Source organism: Kitasatospora sp. NPDC004240 (genome assembly GCF_053603215.1).
The window spans coordinates 1-17,610 of the sequence record NZ_JBSGFD010000178.1; the positions used below are offsets into that span (position 1 = coordinate 1).

The 17,610-nt window shown below is 72.2% G+C and carries 20 protein-coding genes; 11 read left to right on the top strand and 9 right to left on the bottom strand.

Annotated features, from left to right (window positions below; genetic code table 11):
• Nucleotides 1-385 precede the first annotated feature (385 nt).
• The 3 genes from ACWEQL_RS33310 to ACWEQL_RS33320 all read right to left on the bottom strand — a co-directional run bounded on the left by ACWEQL_RS33310 (nt 386) and on the right by ACWEQL_RS33320 (nt 2,722).
• Nucleotides 386-1,219, bottom strand: a complete 834-nt coding sequence (locus ACWEQL_RS33310) for an ABC transporter permease subunit (protein WP_452154112.1) — start codon at nt 1,217-1,219, stop codon at nt 386-388.
• Nucleotides 1,216-2,193 (bottom strand): ABC transporter ATP-binding protein, encoded by a 978-nt coding sequence (locus tag ACWEQL_RS33315; RefSeq protein WP_452154113.1) that lies wholly within the window; start codon nt 2,191-2,193, stop codon nt 1,216-1,218. Before ACWEQL_RS33315 ends, ACWEQL_RS33310 begins: the two co-directional genes overlap by 4 nt.
• Nucleotides 2,194-2,266: 73 nt before the next feature.
• Nucleotides 2,267-2,722, bottom strand: a complete 456-nt coding sequence (locus ACWEQL_RS33320; protein ID WP_452154114.1) for a VOC family protein — start codon at nt 2,720-2,722, stop codon at nt 2,267-2,269.
• Nucleotides 2,723-2,902: 180 nt separating this feature from the next.
• Here ACWEQL_RS33320 and ACWEQL_RS33325 point away from each other — a divergent pair, with 180 nt between their 5' ends.
• From ACWEQL_RS33325 to ACWEQL_RS33335, 3 genes are read left to right on the top strand one after another with little or no spacing between them, the layout of a single operon-like run.
• On the top strand, nt 2,903-3,307 hold the full coding sequence (locus ACWEQL_RS33325) for a GntR family transcriptional regulator (RefSeq protein ID WP_452154115.1): 405 nt from the start codon (nt 2,903-2,905) through the stop codon (nt 3,305-3,307).
• Entirely contained in the window at nt 3,304-4,200 is an 897-nt protein-coding gene (locus tag ACWEQL_RS33330) for an ABC transporter ATP-binding protein (protein WP_452154116.1), read from the top strand. Before ACWEQL_RS33325 ends, ACWEQL_RS33330 begins: the two co-directional genes overlap by 4 nt.
• On the top strand, nt 4,197-5,207 hold the full coding sequence (locus ACWEQL_RS33335) for a transporter (protein ID WP_452154117.1): 1,011 nt from the start codon (nt 4,197-4,199) through the stop codon (nt 5,205-5,207). Before ACWEQL_RS33330 ends, ACWEQL_RS33335 begins: the two co-directional genes overlap by 4 nt.
• Nucleotides 5,208-5,719: 512 nt before the next feature.
• Here the strand turns inward: ACWEQL_RS33335 and ACWEQL_RS33340 are convergent.
• The 4 genes from ACWEQL_RS33340 to ACWEQL_RS33355 all read right to left on the bottom strand — a co-directional run bounded on the left by ACWEQL_RS33340 (nt 5,720) and on the right by ACWEQL_RS33355 (nt 8,099).
• Nucleotides 5,720-6,193, bottom strand: coding sequence for an N-acetyltransferase family protein (locus ACWEQL_RS33340; protein ID WP_452154130.1), 474 nt, complete (start codon nt 6,191-6,193; stop codon nt 5,720-5,722).
• 16 nt (nt 6,194-6,209) lie between these two features.
• Nucleotides 6,210-6,566, bottom strand: coding sequence for an ArsR/SmtB family transcription factor (locus tag ACWEQL_RS33345; RefSeq protein WP_452154118.1), 357 nt, complete (start codon nt 6,564-6,566; stop codon nt 6,210-6,212).
• Between the two features lie 75 nt (nt 6,567-6,641).
• Nucleotides 6,642-7,004 carry an ArsR/SmtB family transcription factor gene (locus tag ACWEQL_RS33350; RefSeq protein WP_452154119.1) on the bottom strand — a complete coding sequence of 121 codons (363 nt, stop codon included), beginning with the start codon at nt 7,002-7,004 and terminating at the stop codon, nt 6,642-6,644.
• Nucleotides 7,005-7,028: 24 nt separating this feature from the next.
• A complete protein-coding gene (locus tag ACWEQL_RS33355) occupies nt 7,029-8,099 on the bottom strand; it encodes a flavin-containing monooxygenase (RefSeq protein WP_452154120.1) in 1,071 nt (356 codons plus the stop codon).
• Between the two features lie 121 nt (nt 8,100-8,220).
• Here ACWEQL_RS33355 and ACWEQL_RS33360 point away from each other — a divergent pair, with 121 nt between their 5' ends.
• Together ACWEQL_RS33360 and ACWEQL_RS33365 are read left to right on the top strand one after the other, a co-directional pair.
• The gene (locus tag ACWEQL_RS33360; protein ID WP_452154121.1) at nt 8,221-8,427 is read left to right on the top strand and encodes a hypothetical protein; all 207 of its coding nucleotides are present in this window, start codon (nt 8,221-8,223) and stop codon (nt 8,425-8,427) included.
• A 51-nt stretch (nt 8,428-8,478) separates the two neighbouring features.
• Complete coding sequence (locus ACWEQL_RS33365) at nt 8,479-9,888, top strand: FAD-dependent oxidoreductase (RefSeq protein WP_452154122.1); 1,410 nt, start codon at nt 8,479-8,481, stop codon at nt 9,886-9,888.
• Between the two features lie 236 nt (nt 9,889-10,124).
• Here ACWEQL_RS33365 and ACWEQL_RS33370 read toward each other — a convergent pair whose 3' ends face one another.
• A complete protein-coding gene (locus ACWEQL_RS33370) occupies nt 10,125-10,556 on the bottom strand; it encodes an arsenate reductase ArsC (protein WP_452154123.1) in 432 nt (143 codons plus the stop codon).
• Between the two features lie 122 nt (nt 10,557-10,678).
• Between ACWEQL_RS33370 and ACWEQL_RS33375 the strand changes: the two genes are divergently transcribed.
• The 3 genes from ACWEQL_RS33375 (at nt 10,679) to ACWEQL_RS33385 (ending at nt 12,999) form a co-directional block, all read left to right on the top strand.
• A complete protein-coding gene (locus tag ACWEQL_RS33375; protein WP_452154124.1) occupies nt 10,679-10,990 on the top strand; it encodes an ArsR/SmtB family transcription factor in 312 nt (103 codons plus the stop codon).
• A gap of 63 nt (nt 10,991-11,053) precedes the next feature.
• On the top strand, nt 11,054-11,800 hold the full coding sequence (locus ACWEQL_RS33380; protein ID WP_452154131.1) for an aquaporin: 747 nt from the start codon (nt 11,054-11,056) through the stop codon (nt 11,798-11,800).
• 92 nt (nt 11,801-11,892) lie between these two features.
• Nucleotides 11,893-12,999: an ArsO family NAD(P)H-dependent flavin-containing monooxygenase gene (locus ACWEQL_RS33385; RefSeq protein WP_452154125.1), complete on the top strand. Its 1,107-nt coding sequence runs from the start codon at nt 11,893-11,895 to the stop codon at nt 12,997-12,999.
• A 404-nt stretch (nt 13,000-13,403) separates the two neighbouring features.
• On the opposite strand, the gene ACWEQL_RS33390 is transcribed toward ACWEQL_RS33385, so the two are convergent.
• Nucleotides 13,404-14,069, bottom strand: a complete 666-nt coding sequence (locus ACWEQL_RS33390) for a GntR family transcriptional regulator (RefSeq protein ID WP_452154126.1) — start codon at nt 14,067-14,069, stop codon at nt 13,404-13,406.
• A 345-nt stretch (nt 14,070-14,414) separates the two neighbouring features.
• On the opposite strand from ACWEQL_RS33390, the gene ACWEQL_RS33395 reads away from it, so the two are divergent.
• Genes ACWEQL_RS33395 through ACWEQL_RS33405 form a run of 3 tightly spaced genes read left to right on the top strand, consistent with a single transcriptional unit; the run spans nt 14,415 to nt 17,531 of the window.
• Nucleotides 14,415-15,725 carry an ABC transporter substrate-binding protein gene (locus ACWEQL_RS33395; RefSeq protein WP_452154127.1) on the top strand — a complete coding sequence of 437 codons (1,311 nt, stop codon included), beginning with the start codon at nt 14,415-14,417 and terminating at the stop codon, nt 15,723-15,725.
• A gap of 22 nt (nt 15,726-15,747) precedes the next feature.
• The gene (locus tag ACWEQL_RS33400; RefSeq protein WP_452154128.1) at nt 15,748-16,713 is read left to right on the top strand and encodes a carbohydrate ABC transporter permease; all 966 of its coding nucleotides are present in this window, start codon (nt 15,748-15,750) and stop codon (nt 16,711-16,713) included.
• A complete protein-coding gene (locus ACWEQL_RS33405; protein WP_452154129.1) occupies nt 16,710-17,531 on the top strand; it encodes a carbohydrate ABC transporter permease in 822 nt (273 codons plus the stop codon). The genes ACWEQL_RS33400 and ACWEQL_RS33405 overlap by 4 nt, the downstream gene beginning before the upstream one ends.
• Nucleotides 17,532-17,610: the final 79 nt, after the last annotated feature.

The window sequence follows — 17,610 nt, forward strand, 5'->3', positions numbered from 1 at the left end:
GGGCCCTGGTGAGCGGCTTGCTCGGTGCAACGGGTTCGAAGTTACGGGGGCCTCGGGGCCGGTTTCAAGGATTCGGAGGTTCGGGCAGCTCAGGGCGCTGTTACCGGCCGTAACGATCAAGGAAATGGGATGATTTGAAGGCAAATGCCCCGATTTGCAAGATCGAACACGGCCCCGGAGTGGCCCGGACCACACCATCACCCCTGTGAGGCCGCGCACACGGTCGACAGCGCGTCACCTCCGCTCGGCCGTCCGTCGCGACATCACCGGACGCCGGACGGCGCCGGGTGGCCCCCACCACACCCCTCACCCCGTGTCCGTCGAGGGCGACACTGCGTGCGTCCCCAAGACCGCCGCGGGGCCGGTGCGGCCGTGCCGGTTCGGCTCAGATCGCGAGGTCGCGGCGCTCCAACAGGACGAAGGCGGCCGCGAGACCCGCCAGGCCGACCGCGCAGAGCACCGCGAACGACGCCCAGGGCACGGTGCCGTGGGCCAGCGCGTCGGCGGGTGCGTAGTAGTGGAAGGGGCTGAGGTGGCGCAGCGGCGCGGCCGGCTCCCAGGCCAGGGCCACGAAGTTGAGCGCGAACCCCACGGCGCCGAAGGCGACCGTCGCACCGACCACGTGGGCCCGGTGCCGGCTCGCCGCCGACACGGCCAGCACCGGGCCGGTCAGGCACAGGGCGAAGGCGCAGCCCATCAAGCCCGCGGCGAGGACCCCGCCGACCGGGACGGAGTCCCGCAGGTCCGGCGAGAGCGCGACCCCGAGCCCGACCGTTCCGGTGGCGGCCACGTTGAGCAGCACGGACGCGGCGGCCAGCGCGGCCGTCCGTTCGGCCAGCAGCCGACGGCGGGACAGCGGGCGGGACATCAGCAGCTCGATCGTGCCGGATTCGACGTCAGCGGCGACCGCGGCCGCGCCCAGCGAGCCGATCACGGTGAGCTGGAGGGCGATCCAGAACGGGTGGGTGAGGCCGGCGCCGAGCAGCCCGGGGTGGCTGGCGATGGAGACGTCCCCGGTGGAGCCGCTGAACGCCTTGAAGGCGTCCGGCGGGGTCCGGCCGCCGCCGAACAGGTCGGTGGGCGGGACGGTCCCGGTGATCACGACGATGAGCGTCTCGAAGACGATCATGCCGAGCACCAGGGCCGTCAGCATCCGGCGGCGGCGGTGCAGCGCGAGCCAGAACAGCGGCAGCCGGCGGCTGACCGTGGCGGGGCTCATGACCGCTCCCCCGATCCGTCCGGGGTAGCGGATCCGGGCACCGTCCCCGGTGCGTCGGGGGAGGTGCCGGCCGTGCGGTAGAGGTCCAGGAAGGCCTCGTCCAGGCCGGCCTCCTCCACGGTGAGGTCGTCCACGGGCAGGTGCGCCAGCAGCTCGCGGACCGCCGTCACCACCTCCTCCGGGGGTACCAGCAGTTCCACCCGCGGACCGTCCCAGCGCGGGGACCACCGCTCGGCCGTGCCCAGCGGCCGGGCGCCCCGCCCGTCCGCGAGGACCAGCCGGATCCGCCGCGCCCGGGCCCGCCGCAGGCCGGCCACCGACTCCACGGTCACCAGCCTGCCCCCGCGCACGATCGCCACCCGGCCGCAGGAACGCTGGACCTCGGGCAGCACGTGGCTGGAGAGCAGTACGGTCCGGCCGGCCGCCGTCTCCTCGGCGAGGAGTTCGAAGAACGTCTCCTGGACCAGCGGGTCCAGGCCCTCGGTCGGCTCGTCCAGCACGGTGAGGGCCGGCCGGTGCTGGAGGGCCTGGACGAGTCCGAGCTTCTGCTTCATCCCGCGCGAGTACTCGCCGACCGTCCGGTCGAGGTCGGCCCGGGAGAGGTCCAGCCGGGCGCAGAGTTCGGACTGCCGCGGTACGGGCGCGCCCTGGAGACCGGCCAGCAGGTCGAGCGTCTGACGCCCGGTGAGCTCGGGGTAGAGCCGCAGTTCGCCCGGCAGGTAGCCGATCGAGGCCGCCAGCCGCCGGTGGTCGGCGACCGGATCGAGGCCCAGGACACGGACGTCCCCGGCGCTCGGCCGCAGCAGCCCGACCAGGCAGCGCAGCGTGGTGGTCTTCCCCGCCCCGTTCGGACCGAGCAGTCCGAACACCTCGCCGGCGCCGACCTCCAGGTCCAGGCCGTCGATGCCGACGGTCCGGCCGTACCGTTTCGTGAGCGATCCGAGTGCGATGACCGCAGTGCCGCTCCCGTGCATGGCCACACCTCCCGGGCCGGCCGCGGCCCTCGCCCGCGCGCCACGTCCACCATGGCGCGGGAGGGGCCTGCTGTCACGGGGCCGGGCGGTGCGACCCGCCCTCGCGACGGGAACGGTGGCCGGTGACCCCGCCCGGAAGGCCGCCCCGGTCGTCGAGGAGCCCCCGTACCGGATGCCTCCACAGATCGGTGGCCCGCTCGTGCCGGGGCTCGTACAGGCCCACCTCGCCGCCGCCCGGCAGGCGGAACCCGGTCAGCCGCCCCCGGCGCGCATCGGTGAGCGGCCGGGTGGACTCCACTCCCTTCGCGGCAAGGGCCCTCACCGTCGCGTCGACGTCGTCGCACATCAGATAGAGCTCCCGCTTCTCCGGCCCTTCCGTGGGATGCACGGCGAGCTCGGCCGGCGGAAGCTTGAAGATCAACCAACCGCCTCCCGCATCGACGTGCGGGTACTCCAGCACGTCCCGGAAGAAGACCCGGTCCGCTTCCGCGTCACGGCTGTGGATGATGACGTGCCCGCCGTTGATCATGGGGCCAGGGTCGGTCCCGGCGAGGACGACGTGGCGCTGCGACGCCGGTCACGGATCATTCGCTCCACCGGTCAGCGGCACGAGCGCGGCAGCACCGCCCGGCATCCCCGGCCGGCGCCCGCGGTGCACGCCTTGCCGAACGGGCGACCTAGAGGACTATAGTGATAGGCAACTAGGTAAATGGAGGAACCGGTGATTGAGTTCCACCTGAACAGCCGGTCCGGCCTGTCCCCGTACCAGCAACTGGTCCAGCAGGTGCGGCACGCCCTGCGCCTGGGCCTGCTGAAGGAAGGCGACCGGCTGCCCACGGTCAAGGACGTGGCGAGGCAGATCGCGGTCAACCCGAACACGGTGCTCAAGGCGTACCGGGAGCTGGAGCACGACGGTCTGGTGGCCGCCCGTCCGGGCGTCGGGACGTTCGTGACCCGGACGCTGGCCGACGCCTCGCTCGCCGCGCAGGGACCGCTGCGCAAGGAGCTGCAGCGCTGGCTGACCAAGGCCCGCCTGGCCGGGCTCGACGACGAGAGCATCGAGGCGCTGTTCATGAGCACGTTTCGTGACGCCGCCGGAGAGGACGTAGCGTGAGTGCCGTCTTACGAGCCCAGGGCCTGGGCAAGAGGTACAAGCAGCGCTGGGCGCTGCAGAACTGCGACCTGGACGTCCCCGCCGGACGGGTGGTCGGCCTGGTCGGCCCCAACGGCGCCGGCAAGTCGACCTTGTTGAAACTGGCCTCCGGCATGCTGACCCCGACGGCCGGCGCCATCGAGGTGTGCGGTGGCCGTCCTGCCGAGGGCGTGGAACAGCTGGCCAAGGTCGGCTTCGTCGCCCAGGACACCCCGGTCTACGCCACGCTCAGCGTCGCCGACCACCTCGACTTCGGCAAGCGCCTCAACCCGAACTGGGACGACGCCGTGGCGCGCGACCGGATCCGTCGCCTCGGTCTGAACCCGAAGCAGCGGGCCGGCAAGCTGTCCGGCGGCCAGCGCGCGCAGCTCGCTCTCACCCTGGGCATCGCCAAGCGCCCGGAACTGCTGATCCTGGACGAGCCGGTCGCGGCCCTGGACCCGCTCGCCCGACGGGAATTCATGCAGGACCTGATGGAGGCCGTCGCCGAGCACGAGCTGAGCGTCCTGCTCTCCTCCCATCTGGTCCCCGACGTGGAGCGGTCCTGCGACTACGTCATCGTGATGGTCGACTCCCGGGTGCAGGTGGCCGGCGACATCGACGACCTGGTGGCCCGCCACCACCGGCTCACCGGACCGCGCCGCGCCCCGGACACGCTCCCGGCCGGTCAGCACGTCATCACCGCAAGCCACACCGACCGGCAGACCACCCTCCTGGTGCGCACCGACGCCGCGGTCCACGATCCGTCCTGGACCGTCAGCCCGCTCGGTCTGGAAGACATCGTCCTGGCCTACATGACCCGGCCCGCCGATGCGGTACGTGACACCCGACCCGCACTGGAGGTACTCCGATGATCTGGCTGACCTGGCGCCAGTTCCGCACCCAGGCCGCCGTGATGTTCGCCGCCGTGGCCGCCCTCGCCGCCACCCTCGCGGTCACCGGCCCCCACCTGTCCGACCTCTACCGGACGACCGGCAGCGGCTTGGTGGACCAGGTCTCCGGTTCGGACCAGACCCTCTACTACACGGGACTGCTGGTCGTGCTCGCCGTGCCGGCGGTCATCGGGATGTTCTGGGGCGCGCCGCTGATCGCCCGTGAACTGGAGACCGGCACCTACTACCTCGCGTGGAACCAGGGCGTCACCCGCACGCGCTGGCTGGCGACCAAGCTGAGCCTCGGCACGGCGGCCTCCATGACCGCCGCGGGAATGGCCAGCCTCGTGGTGAGCTGGTGGAGCAGCCCCATCGACCGGGCCGTCAACGGCGGCGGCGCGACGGACACGTACTTCCCGCGGCTCGCCCCCGTGGCCTTCGCCGCACGGGGTGTGGTCCCCATGGCCCATGCCGCCTTCGCCTTCGTCCTGGGCGTCGCCCTCGGCCTGGTCATCCGCCGTACCCTGCCCGCGATGGCCACCACGTTCGCCCTCTACGCCGCGGTCCAGATCGCCGTGCCGATGTGGGTCCGGTCCCACCTGGCGGCCTCGGAGCGGACCGTCCTGCCGATCGAGCCCGGCGGCGCCCCCATCAGCATCCAGGACGGCGCCAGGCAGATCGTCGCGCACCTCGAAGAAGTGCCCGGGGCCTGGGTCACCTCCCAGCAGACGCTGAACGCCGCCGGTCAGCCGGCCCCGGTGCCCTCGTCCTTCGCCGACTGCCTGCGCACCGAGTCGGGCCCGCCCACCCTGCAGCAGGTCGAGCGCTGCGTCGCCGACCTCGGCGCCCTGGGCTACAAGCAGCAGGTGACGTATCAGCCCACCGGGAACTTCTGGGCCCTTCAATGGGTCGAGACCGGGCTCCATCTCGGCCTCGCCCTGGCCCTGACCGGGTTCTGCGCCTGGTGGATCCGCCGCCGAGTAACCTGACGGACGCCGACCCTGTGACGGGAGTAGCGGTGAGGGGCGGCCGGGACCCGGCCGCCCCTCACGGAATGTCCACGGCGGAGCTCACCCGGGCATCGCCGTCGTCCTCGCGCACGGTCGCGCCGGCGACCGTGCCCACGGCTCGCCGAGCGCGTTCGCCGGGCAGACATGAGGGCCAGCAAGCCTCACCCAACAATGTTTCGCGTCGTCAGATCCCGGCCGTGCATCGAAGCGGCCACGCTTCGGGGCCCGAGGGCCGTTTCAGGGCTTCCCGGATTGACCGAGGAATCGACGAGTAGGTAAGCCTTACCTGATTTTCGCGTCGCCTGCTTGGAGGCCCCTGTGACCGTTCTCCCCCGGAGCCGTCGGTGTCCGTCGTCCCCGCCAGAAACGCTGAGCCACCCCGGCCCTCCCGGTTCAGAAGAGGTCCACGGCACCTGGGCCCCTGCTCCCCTCGCCGCCGGACAGCACGTCAAGGCGCACCACGAAGCCCCGCGGTGTCAACCGCGCACGGCTCAGTGGACGACCTGGCTGCGGCGCTCGATCAGGAGGACGTCCCGCCAGACGCCGTGGTGACGGCCGATGCGCTCGCGGGTGCCGATGACGCGGAAGCCCGCGCGGGCGTGGACGGCGAGGCTGGCGGTGTTCTCCGGGAAGACGCCGGACTGGATCGTCCAGATGCCGGCCGACTCGGTGGAGGCGATCAGCGCCCGCAGCAGACGCCCGGCCACGCCCCGGCCGCGGGCGTCGGGGTGGACGTAGACGGAGTGCTCGACCACTCCGGCGTACGCACACCGGTCGGAGACCGGCGACGCGGCGACCCAGCCGAGGATCCGGCCGTCGGGGTCGAGCGCGACGTACCGGTGCCCGGGGAGCCTGGCGTTGTCGAACGCCTCCCAGGTCGGGGCGACGGTCTCGAAGGTGGCGTTCCCCTCGTCGATTCCGGACCGGTAGATCGCGAGGACCTGCTCGGCGTGCTCGGGCGTCATCGCGCCGATGGCGAGGTCAGGATGCACGGCTGCCACCTCGTTCGGTGTCGGACTGTTCGCCCAGAATCGCCCGCACGGCCTCGGGGAAGACGGTGAGGCAGGTGCGGTTGACCCGGTAGCGGGTGGAGGTACCCTGCCGCTCGGCCAGGACGAAGCGCACGTCGGCGAGGACCTTCAGGTGGTGGGAGACCGTGGACTGGCCCACCGGGGAGCGTTCGACGATCTCGCCCACGCTCATCGGCCGGCCTCCGGCGGCCAGCAGGTGCAGCAGCTGGATGCGCGTGGGGTCGGCCAGTGCCTTGAACCACGTCGCGTACAGCGCGGCCGTCTCGGTGTCGACCGCCGGGCCCGGGGTGCGGCTGGACTCATTCATCGACAATCGACGATAGTCGATGGATGACCGGGAGAACAGCCCCCGGGCCACCTTCGGCGCCGAGGGCCGAGCGGCTCAGCCGGCCGCGGCCGAGAGCATGCCGGCCATGGCGGCGAGCACTCCGGGGGCGACGCGGTAGTACACCCAGGTGCCCCGCCGTTCGCTGGTCAGCAGGCCGGCCTCCCGCAGCTTCTTGAGGTGGTGCGAGACCGTGGGCTGCGAGACGCCGACGTCCTGGATGTCGCAGACGCACGCCTCGCCGCCCTCGTGCGCGGCGACCCGCGAGAACAGGCGCAGCCGCACGGGGTCGGCGAGAGCCTTGAACATCGCGGCCATCCTGATCGCGTCGGCCTCCGAGAGACCCGCCGAGGTGAGGGGCGGGCAGCACGGAACCGCCTGGTCCGGCTCCACCAGGGGAAGCGTCTGCACATTCGACATGCGTCAATATTGACATGCGTTGAATCAGTACGGAAGCGCGGCCCGCCCGCGCAGGCGCCGCGCCAGCCGGCGCGCCACGTGGGCGGCGTCGCGGCCGACTCCCCGCAGGGAGGCCGAGGAGAGGCTGCGCTGCCATTCCAGCCCGACGTAGGCCAGCGCCGGATGGACGGTGGACAGTCCGGCACGATGCAGGGGCAGCCCGCCCGGGTCGAGGGCGCCGAGCGGCTCCAGGTAGGGCAGGTCGGGCCGGTAGCCGGTGGCGAGGATGACGGCGTCCACGGTTTCGCGTACGCCGTCCGTCCAGGTGAGGGTGGTGCCGTCGGCGGCGGTGAACACGGGGCGGCGCTCCGGGGCGCGAGCCGCGAGGGCGGCGCGGTAGTGGCCGGTGTCGAAGACCGGGACGGCGGGCGGGCGCCGGAGGAGTCGGCCCACCGGGGCGATGTCGACGCCGGAGACGGTGAGCCAGAAGTGCAGGTCGCGCCCAAGTGCGCGTTGGCGGGCGAAGCGGACCGGTGTCCGCGTGGCGAGGACCGTGTCGGCGTGGTCGGCCAGTTCGGCGGCGATCTGGACGGCGGAGTTCCCGGCGCCGACGACCACGACGTGCTGCCCGGCGAACGGGTGGGGGCTGCGGTAGTCGGCGGCGTGCAGCACGGTACCGGTGTAGCCGTCGAGGGCGGGGAGGTTCGGGCGGTGCGGTCGGCCGAAGCCGCCGGTGGCCGCGACGACGGCCCGCGCCCCGACCGCCGTGCCGTCGGCGAGGTGCAGGGTGAAGCCGTACGGGGCCCCCTCGACCTCCTCCACCCGGACGCCGAGGCGGATCTCGGCGTCGATCCGGTCCGCGTAGCGCAGCAGGTAGGCGATGACCTCGTCCCGGTGCGGGTAGCGGTCGGGATCGCCGCCGAACGGAAGGCCCGGCAGAGCGGCATACCGGGCGGGCGAGAAGAGGGTGAGGCTGTCGTAGTAGCGGGGCCAGGATCCGGCCGCCTGGTCGGAGGCTTCCAGGACGACGGGCGTGAGCCCTTCGGCTCGCAGGGCGTTGGCGGCGGCGAGCCCGGACTGGCCTGCGCCGATCACGGCGGCGCCGACGATCTCCATGACGGAACGATCCCCTATTCGATAAATGTCTATGTTGACGGGCATCTAAGCAGGTGCCATGCTGACAACACAACAGGCCATCGACAAACGTCGAACCAGCGCCGCGACCGAGGAGGCCGCCATGACCGAGCCGACCACCACCCCCGAGACCCCTGCGCCCGCCGCCGGCTGTTGCGCGACGGCCACCGCGGCCCCGGCGAGTACCGAGGCGGGCGGGACGACGGCCGCCCCGTGCTGCGGCACCGCACAGGGCGCCACCGGGGCCGGCGCCTGCTGCGACCCGGCCGCGAAGCGCGAGGCCGTCACCGCCGGCACCGGCTGCTGCTGACACCCGCCCTGCCGACCAGCCCCGCCACCGCACCCACCCGGAGACCTTGAGATGAGCGAGAACACCCCCGCCGCACTGCCCGTCGTCGTGATCGGCGCGGGCCCGATCGGCCTGGCCGCCGCCGCCCACCTGCTGGAGCGCGACATCGAGCCGCTGGTCCTGGAGGCCGGGCCGAGCGCCGCCACCGCCGTACGCGAGTGGGCCCATGTGCGCCTGTTCTCCCCGTGGGCCGAGGTCGTCGACCCGGCCGCGGAGAAGCTGCTCACCCCGACCGGCTGGGTCCGCCCCGACGGCGCCGCCTACCCGTCGGGCGGCGACTGGGCGACGCTGTACCTGCAGCCGCTCGCGGACGTCCTCGGCATGGGGGCACCCCCGGCCGAAGGCTGGGGGAGGGTTCGCTACGACGCCCGGGTGACCGGGGTGGCCCGCGCCGGACGGGACCGGATCGTCGACTCCGGCCGCGAGGAGCAGCCGTTCACCGTCCACGTGGAGCACGCCGACGGAAGCGAGGAGCGCATCCTGGCCCGGGCGGTGGTGGACGCCTCGGGCACCTGGTCCACCCCGAACCCGCTCGGTGCGAACGGCCTGCCGGCCCTGGGTGAGCGCGCCGCGAACGGCCGCATCTCCTACCGCATCCCCGACCTCCGGGACCCGGCCGTGCGGGAGCGGTTCGCCGGTACGCGCACCGCGGTGGTCGGCACCGGCGCCTCCGCCTTCACCGCCCTCGCCCACCTCGCCGACCTGGCCGAGGACGAGCCCGGCACCCACGCGGTGTGGGTGCTGCGCCGCGGCATCAACGGCTCGACCTACGGCGGCGGCGAGGCCGACCAGCTCCCCGCCCGCGGCGCGCTCGGCCTGCGGGCGAAGAAGGCCGTCGACGACGGCCACGCCTCCGCCCTCACCGGCTTCCGCACCGCCGCCGTCGAAGCCGAGGACGGGAAGATCGTCCTGGTCGCCGAGGACGGACGCCGCAGCGAGCCGGTCGACCAGGTCATCGTCCTCACCGGCCTGCGCCCCGACCTCTCCTTCCTCTCCGAGGTCCGCCTCGGCCTCGACGAACGCCTCCAGGCCCCCACCGCCCTGGCCCCGCTGATCGACCCCAACCAGCACTCCTGCGGCACCGTCTACCCGCACGGCGCCGCCGAGCTCGCCCACCCCGAGGAAGGCGTCTACCTGGCCGGCATGAAGAGCTACGGCCGCGCGCCGACCTTCCTCGCCATGACCGGCTACGAGCAGGTCCGCTCCATCGCCGCCGCCCTCGCCGGCGACCAGGAGGCCGCCGCCCGCGTCGAGCTCACCCTCCCCGAGACCGGGGTCTGCGGCGGCGCCGGACTCTTCGACGAGCCCGCCGCCGCCCAGGCCGACGGCAGCGGCGGTGGCTGCTGCTCGGTGCCGGCGGTCCCCCAGGTCATCAGCATCGGCATCGGCGCCCCGGCCGCGAACCCGTCCGGCGGCTGCTGATCACCGACCCATGACGACCCTTCACACCAGCGGGGCCGCGCATCGCCGCGGCCCCGGCCCCTTCGACCGGCCACCGACTCCGTCCGACCTCCCCGAGAACCGGCAGGTGACGTTCAGCGCCGGGGCGAGCCGTCGATGAGCCGCGCCGCATACCGACCGCCGCGCGCGAGAACCGCACCGGCCTCCCGCACGTCCCGTTATCACCGCCGGTCAATGGTTCACGGTGAGGGATACGCTCAGTTCCCCTGGCTCGCTGCGGCCTTGGCGTCGATCTCCGCGATCAGGTTCTCGATGAGGCCCTTGATCCCGTCGCGGATCGGGCGGACGGCCTCGACGCCCTGGCCGGCCGGGTCCTCCAGCTTCCAGTCCAGGTACTTCTTGCCGGGGAAGTACGGGCAGGCGTCGCCGCAGCCCATGGTGATCACGTAGTCGGACGCCTGGACGGCCTCGGTCGTCAGCACCTTCGGCTGCTGGTCCGAGATGTCGATGCCCAGCTCGGACATCGCGGCGACCGCGGAGGGGTTGATCCGGTCGCCCGGGATCGAGCCGGCGGAGCGGACCTCGACGCGGTCGCCGGCGAGGTGCCGCAGGAAGCCGGCGGCCATCTGGGAGCAGCCGGCGTTGTGGATGCAGACGAAGAGCACGGAGGCGATCGGCGCGGTGGTCATGACGGTGTCCTTCGGTCGTGCGGTGTCCGCTGCGGGACGGACGGGGCCACTTCGGCTAAGCGATGAGTCCGGCGAAGAGGGGGCTCGCTTCGCGGGTCCGGCGCGGGGTAACGTATCAGCCCATGGTGACATCAGTCGACAGTGACGTCTTGAAGGCCCTGGCCGACCCGCTCCGGATGCAGATCATCGCGCTCCTCGCCGAGGAGGCGCTGTGCACGACGCACCTGGTCGCGGAGACCGGCGCCAGACAGACCAACCTGTCGAACCACCTGAAGATCCTGCGCGAGGCCGGGCTCGTCGACACCGAGCCCTGCGGGCGCTTCACGTACTACAAGCTCCGCGCCGACGCCCTGGAGGCCGTCGCCGCCGAGTTCGCCGGGCTGGCCGCCACCGCCCGCGAAGCCGCCGCGAACAATCGCAAGCGGTCCTGCTGAACCAGCCCAGCCCCATCCCGGCGGCCCGAGTCCGCCCCGCACGAGGAGCACCCGTTGAGCGCCATGGACGAGGCGAGACCTGCCGTCACCGAGGCCGAGCCCCTGGCCACCGAACCTCCCGCCGTACCGCTGCTCAACCGGGTGGCGGCCGAGTTGGTCGGTACCGCGGCGCTGGTCGCGATCGTGGTCGGTTCCGGCATCCAGGCGACCGGGCTCACCCAGGACGTGGGCCTGCAGCTACTGGCCAACTCCCTCGCCACCGTCTTCGGCCTCGGCATCCTGATCCTGCTGCTCGGCCCGGTCTCGGGCGCGCACTTCAACCCCGTCGTCACCCTGGCCGAGTGGTGGACCGGCCGAAAGGACCCGAAGGGACTCAGGGCCCGCGAGGTCGCGGCGTACATCCCCGCCCAGATCGTCGGCGCCGTCGCGGGAGCCGTCCTCGCCGACGCCATGTTCGGCAAGGCGCTGGTCGAGTGGTCGACGCACGACCGCTCGGCCGGAAACCTGCTGCTCGGCGAGGTCGTCGCCACCGCCGGCCTGGTACTGCTGATCTTCGGCCTGGCCAGGACCGAACAGCTGCGCTTCGCGCCGGTCGCCGTCGCCTCCTACATCGGCGCCGCCTACTGGTTCACCTCCTCCACCTCCTTCGCCAACCCGGCCGTGACCATCGGCCGGGCCTTCACCGACACCTTCGCCGGCATCGCGCCGTCCTCGCTGCCCGGCTTCATCGGGATGCAGCTGATCGGCGGCGCCGTCGGCCTGGCGCTCGTCGCGCTGATCTTCACCCACCGCCGCCAGACGAAGAAGTAGCCTTCCGGCCGTCGCGCTCCCGGCCGGGGCGCGACGGCCGCATTTCTCTCGGATTTCTCTTCGGACAACGAAGGCGGAGCGATGTCGCACCGATGGACGCGCACTCCCGGACGACCGCGGTGAGCCCTCGCCGCACCCAGGTCCTCGTCATCGGCGCGGGCCAGGCCGGACTCGCCGCCGGGTACCACCTGCGGCGCGCCGAGCTCGACTTCGCCCTGCTCGACGCCTCCCCCGCGCCGGGCGGCGCCTGGCAGAACTACTGGGACAGCCTGCGCCTCTTCTCCCCCGCCACATATTCATCGCTGCCCGGCCGCCCCATGCCCGGCCAAGCCGGGGAAGAGTATCCGGATGCGGCGCACGTCGTCGGCTACCTCGCCGAGTACGAGAAGCGCTACGAGCTTCCGGTCCACCGGCCCGTCCGGGTGGAGGGAGTCGAGCGAGACGGCGACGGGTTCACCGCCCGTACGGACGCCGGCAGGTGGCACGCCCAGGCCGTCATCCTCGCCACCGGTTCATGGGAGCGGCCGTTCGTCCCCGCCGTCCCGGGACGGGCCGAGTTCGCCGGACGCCAGCTGCACACCCACGGCTACCGCGGCGCCGGCGACTTCGCCGGGAATGGGCCCCTCCTGCCCGGTGGCGGGCAGGGAGGGCGCGTGGTCGTGGTGGGCGGCGGCAACTCCGGCGCCCAGATCGCCGCCGACCTCGCGGCCGTCGCCGAGGTCCGCTGGGTCACCAAGCGGCCTCCCCGGTTCCTTCCCGACGACATCGACGGCCGCGCCCTGTTCGACCTCGCCACGCGCCGGGTCCGGGGCGACGCTCCCGGCATCGGCGCACTCGGCGACATCGTCGCCACCCCACCCGTACGCGCCGCCCGCGACGCCGCACTCCTCACCGCCCACCCCATGTTCGCCCGGCTCGCTCCCGACGGCCCCGTCTGGCCGGACGGCACCACGTGGCCCTGCGACGTCGTCCTCTGGTGCACCGGCTTCCGCCCCGACCTCGCCCCGCTCGCCCCGCTCGGCCTCCCCCGCGCCCACGGGCACGTCCTCACCGCGGGCACCCGCGCCGCCGGCGACGAACGCATCCACCTTCTCGGCTACGGCGACTGGACCGGCCCCGCCTCGGCCACCCTCATCGGCGTCGGACGGACGGCCCGCGCGACGGTCGAGCAGATCACCGCCTCACTTCATCGTCGGTGACCTCGCCGGCGCCCGTACCCGGCTGGACCCCCTCCACCACGGCGGCGACCACACCCTGATGGTGCGGGCCGCCTTCGACCGGCTCGGCAACCGTCCCGGCCGGGCCGCCTCCGTCGTCCGGTCCGCCCCTGCTCATCTCCGCGGTCAAGCTCGCCCGCCACGACTGAGCCGGATCCACCGCGCCGTCCGGGGCCCGCCGGTACCCGGACGTCGGAGGGACGGCCGGGTACGGCCCCAGCCGGGTCGGCTCGGCGAGCCGGCGAAGGCGAGGTGGGGGACGCCGGCGGTGGCGAGGGCCCGGTCGAGGGGTTCGTCCAGCAGCACATCCGCTGAGCGGCCACGCCCGGTCGGTACGGCCACGTCCCGGTACGGGATGCCATCCGGTATCCCGTACCGGGGCGTCCTCACGCCTGGTCGGCGGCCTCGTGGTCGGCCTGGGCGTTGATGTGGGCCTTGGCCGCGCGGGTGGCGGCCTCGGGGTCGCGGCTGCGCAGGGCGGTGACGATGGCGTCGTGCTCGGCGATCACGTCGGCCCAGTTGTCCGGGTCCACCGGGGCGGCGATGCGGTGGCGGCGGACGGTCAGCAGCAGCTGGTCGGTGAGCTCGGCCAGGATGCGGTAGCCGGCGGCCTCGGACAGGACCTGGTGGAACCGTGAGTTCAGTTCGGGGAGCTTCTGGAAGGAGCGGGTGCCGAGCTTGGCCCGCATCTCCTGCTGGACGGCGTCCAGCTCGTCGAGCTGGGCGTCGGTGACGCGCTCGGCGGCGAGGCCGGCCACCAGGCCCTCGATCGCCTCCCGGGCCAGGAAGACGCCGCGCATCTCGGCGGCGTCCACCTTGGCGACGGTCACGCCGGAGTGCACCCGGGAGGCCACCAGGCCGTCCGCCTCCAGTCGCTTCACGGCCTCCCGGATCGGGATCTTGCTCACGCCGAGGTTGCGGGCGAGCTCGTCCATGTTGATGCGCTCGCCCGGCTTGAGGTCCCCCTCGGCGATCGCCGCCCGGAGGCTGTCGTAGACGAGGTCCGCCTTGCTCTTCACCGCGGGCAACGGTGCCCAGTTCGCCTGTGTCACCCCTCCATCGTATGCGATATGCGCGGAGTGACGAAGGGCGGGGCGCGGGCGGCGGGCGGCGGGCCCGCGGAAGTACGTGGCGACCCGCATTGAATACGTACGACCCGGCCCGGTCTGCTGATCGCAGGTGATCACGACCGCGACCCGGAGGAGAACCGGTCTCGTCAACGACACGAAACGGCAACACCCACTGGCGCTCATTTCGTATATCGCATACGTTACGCGTCAGGTCGGTGATGACGACGGCGTTACGCCGCACACACCGCACCGAACCCCCGAGCCTCTGGCCCCCGCATCCACCGGGCGGCCGGCCCTCCGTAGCCCGCAGCACAAGGAGACCCACCCATGGCACCACTCCGCCGTAGACTCGCCGCCCTCTCCCTGGCGTCCGCGTTCGCGCTCGCCGCCACGGCCTGCTCCTCCGGCAGCGGGTCCTCCGACTCGGCCGGGCCGACCACCGTCAAGTTCTGGTCCATGCCGTACTGGATCGGCCAGGACGCCAAGGTCAAGCAGCTGGTGGACGAGTACAACGCCTCGCAGACCAAGATCAAGGTCGAGCTGACCATGCTGGAGTGGAAGGACGGCCGCGACAAGATCAAGCAGGCCATCGCCGCCGGCAAGGGCCCCGACGTCTGGCTGATGAACAACGGCCTGGAGCTCGACTACCTCAAGTCCGGCGCGCTCGCCCCGCTCGACAAGCTCGGCTACACCGCCGCCGACACCGACACGTTCCTGCCGCTGGCCAAGGTCGACGAGTACAACGGCAAGATGTACGGCGTCCCGCTGTACTTCGACATCACGATGATGCTCTACCGCACCGACGTCTTCCAGCAGTACGGCATCGCCGCCCCGCCGAAGACCTGGGAGGAGCTGAAGTCCACCGCCTCCGCCATCACCACCAAGTCCGCGGAGGCCGGTAAGAAGGTCAGCGGCTGGCAGTTCAAGGGCATGGACGACCACCTGAACGCCGTCAACTCCATCTGGGAGACCTTCCTCTGCCAGGCCGGTGGCTCGCTCACCTCGCCCGACTTCAAGACCTCCACCCAGAACTCGGACGCCGGGCGCACCGCGATGGAGTTCATGAAGTCCTTCTACACCGAGAAGATCTCGCCCACCGGCACCAGCGCCCTCAACGGCTTCATCAGCGGCGACGTCGCGATGTTCCCGTTCTTCCAGTCGGTCATCGCCAACGTGCAGACCGGCGGGGCCAAGACCGAGGGCAAGTGGGCGGTCGCCCCGATGCCGGTCGGCCCCAAGAGCGGCTGCTCCATGGTCGGCGGCCACAGCCTGGTGGCCAGCTCCGCCTCCAAGCACGCGGACGCCGCCGGCGGCTTCATGAAGTGGCTCGCCTCGCCCGAGCGCAGCGCCCGGTACATGGACTTCCACGCGATCTTCCCGTACGACCTGGCCAAGGTCGACCCGGCGGTGAAGACCGCCGTGGAGGGCAAGGTCAAGGCCGACCCCAACTGGAACGCCATCTTCGAGCAGCTCGGCCGTAACACCCCCGACCTGCTGCTCCAGGACCGGCACGCCTTCCAGGCCCGCTGGGACGCGCAGAAGGCCAACATCGTGGCCGGAGTCAACGGCCAGGCTCCCGTCGACAAGGCGCTCAAGACCATCGACGAGACCGTCGGCCAGGCCCTCGGCAAGGAATGACGGACGACAACGGATGACCCTCATGACCTCTGCCACCGAGCACCCCTCCGGCGCCCCGGGCGCCGGAGGGGCCCCGGCCCCCGACGGCAGCGCACGCACCACCCGGCCCGCCTCCGCGGCCCGCCGCCGGCACCGCAGCAGCGGCACCCTCGCCGGGTGGCTGACGGTGGCCCCCGCGCTGATCGTGATCCTGGGCTTCACCTTCTACCCGATGGTCCAGTCGATGCTCCTGAGCACCGACCACTGGAACCTCCTGGGCCCGCGCACCTTCGTGGGCGCGGAGAACTACCGGACCATCCTGAGCGCCGGCACCTTCCGGGAGAGCCTGCTCAACACGGTGGTCTTCACCGCGATCACCATCGTCGGCACCTACGGGCTGGCGCTGGCGACCGCGATCGCCGCCAACCGTGAGCTGGCCTCCGCCCGCTTCGTACGGACCGTGACCGTGCTGCCCGCCGTCATCCCGATGGTGGTCGCCGGTCTCATCTGGAAGTGGCTGTACGAGCCGGACCACGGCCTGATCAACACCCTGGCCGGCCTGGTCGGCGCCGACGGCGCCCGCTGGCTGTTCGACAACCACCTGGCCCTGCCGGCCGTCGCCGTGGTCAGCGTCTGGAAGGAGTTCGGCATCTACGCGCTGATCCTCCTCGGCGGACTCCAGCGCATCCCGGACGAGATCTACGAGGCCGCCACCATCGACCGGGCCGGCCCCTGGCGCCAGTTCCGCTCGATCACCCTGCCGATGCTCAAGCCGGCCACCGCCGCCGTCTTCCTGCTCCTGCTGTTCAACTCCTTCAAGGTGTTCGACCAGGTGTGGGTGATGACCGAGGGCGGCCCCGGCACCGCGACGCTGACCGTGGTGACCTTCATCTACACCCGCCTGCTGACCGACGTGGGCGTCGCCTCCGCCGCCTCCGTCGTGCTGTTCGTGATCCTCCTCGCGATCACCCTCGTCCGGCTGAAGCTGACCTCCCGGGAGGAGTCGTGAGCAAGTCCCCCACCCGCCTCGCCCCGGCCCTGTGGCTCACCCTCGCCACCGTCTTCGCCGGCCTGCCCGTCCTGTGGATGGTGCTGACCTCCTTCCAACCGCTGGAGGACCTGGTCGGCAACGGACGGCACCTGCTGCCGGAACACCTGACCGCCGACGCGTACCACGAGGTCACCTCGCAGTTCCCGTTCGGCCGGTGGTTCGTCAACTCCCTGCTGGTGGCAGGCGCCGTGGTCGCCGGGAACCTGGTGTTCGACACCCTCGCCGCCTACGGACTCGCCCGGATCCGCTTCCGCGGCCGGCAGGCCGTCCTCACCCTCATCCTCGCCACCCTGATGATCCCCACCCAGGTCATCCTGGTCCCGCTCTACCTGGTGATGCGCGACCTCGACTGGATCGACACCTACTGGGCGCTGATCATCCCCTTCCTCGCCAGCCCCACCGGCATCTTCCTGCTGCGCCAGCACTTCATCACGCTGCCCGTCCAGCTCGACGAGGCCGCCGCCATCGACGGCGCCGGACGGCTGCGCACCCTGGTCAGCATCCTGCTGCCCAACTCCTGGCCGGCCCTGGGCACGGTCGCGGTACTGAAGTTCATGTGGACCTGGGGCGAGTTCGCCTGGCCCTCCCTGGTCACCAACGACGAGATGCTGCGCACCCTGCCCGTCGGACTGGCCCAGTTCCAGAACCAGTTCGCCCCCCGCTGGGATCTCCTGATGGCCGGCTCCGTGCTCGCCGCGATCCCGGTGGTCCTCGCCTTCGTCCTGCTGCAGCGGACCTTCGTCCGCGGCCTCACCGGTGGAGCGGTGAAGGAGTAGCGGGACGAAAACCCCGGTCCGAGTCGGGCGGACCGGCTGAGTTCGCGGGCCCGGCCGATGCCAGAGGGGGCATCGGCCG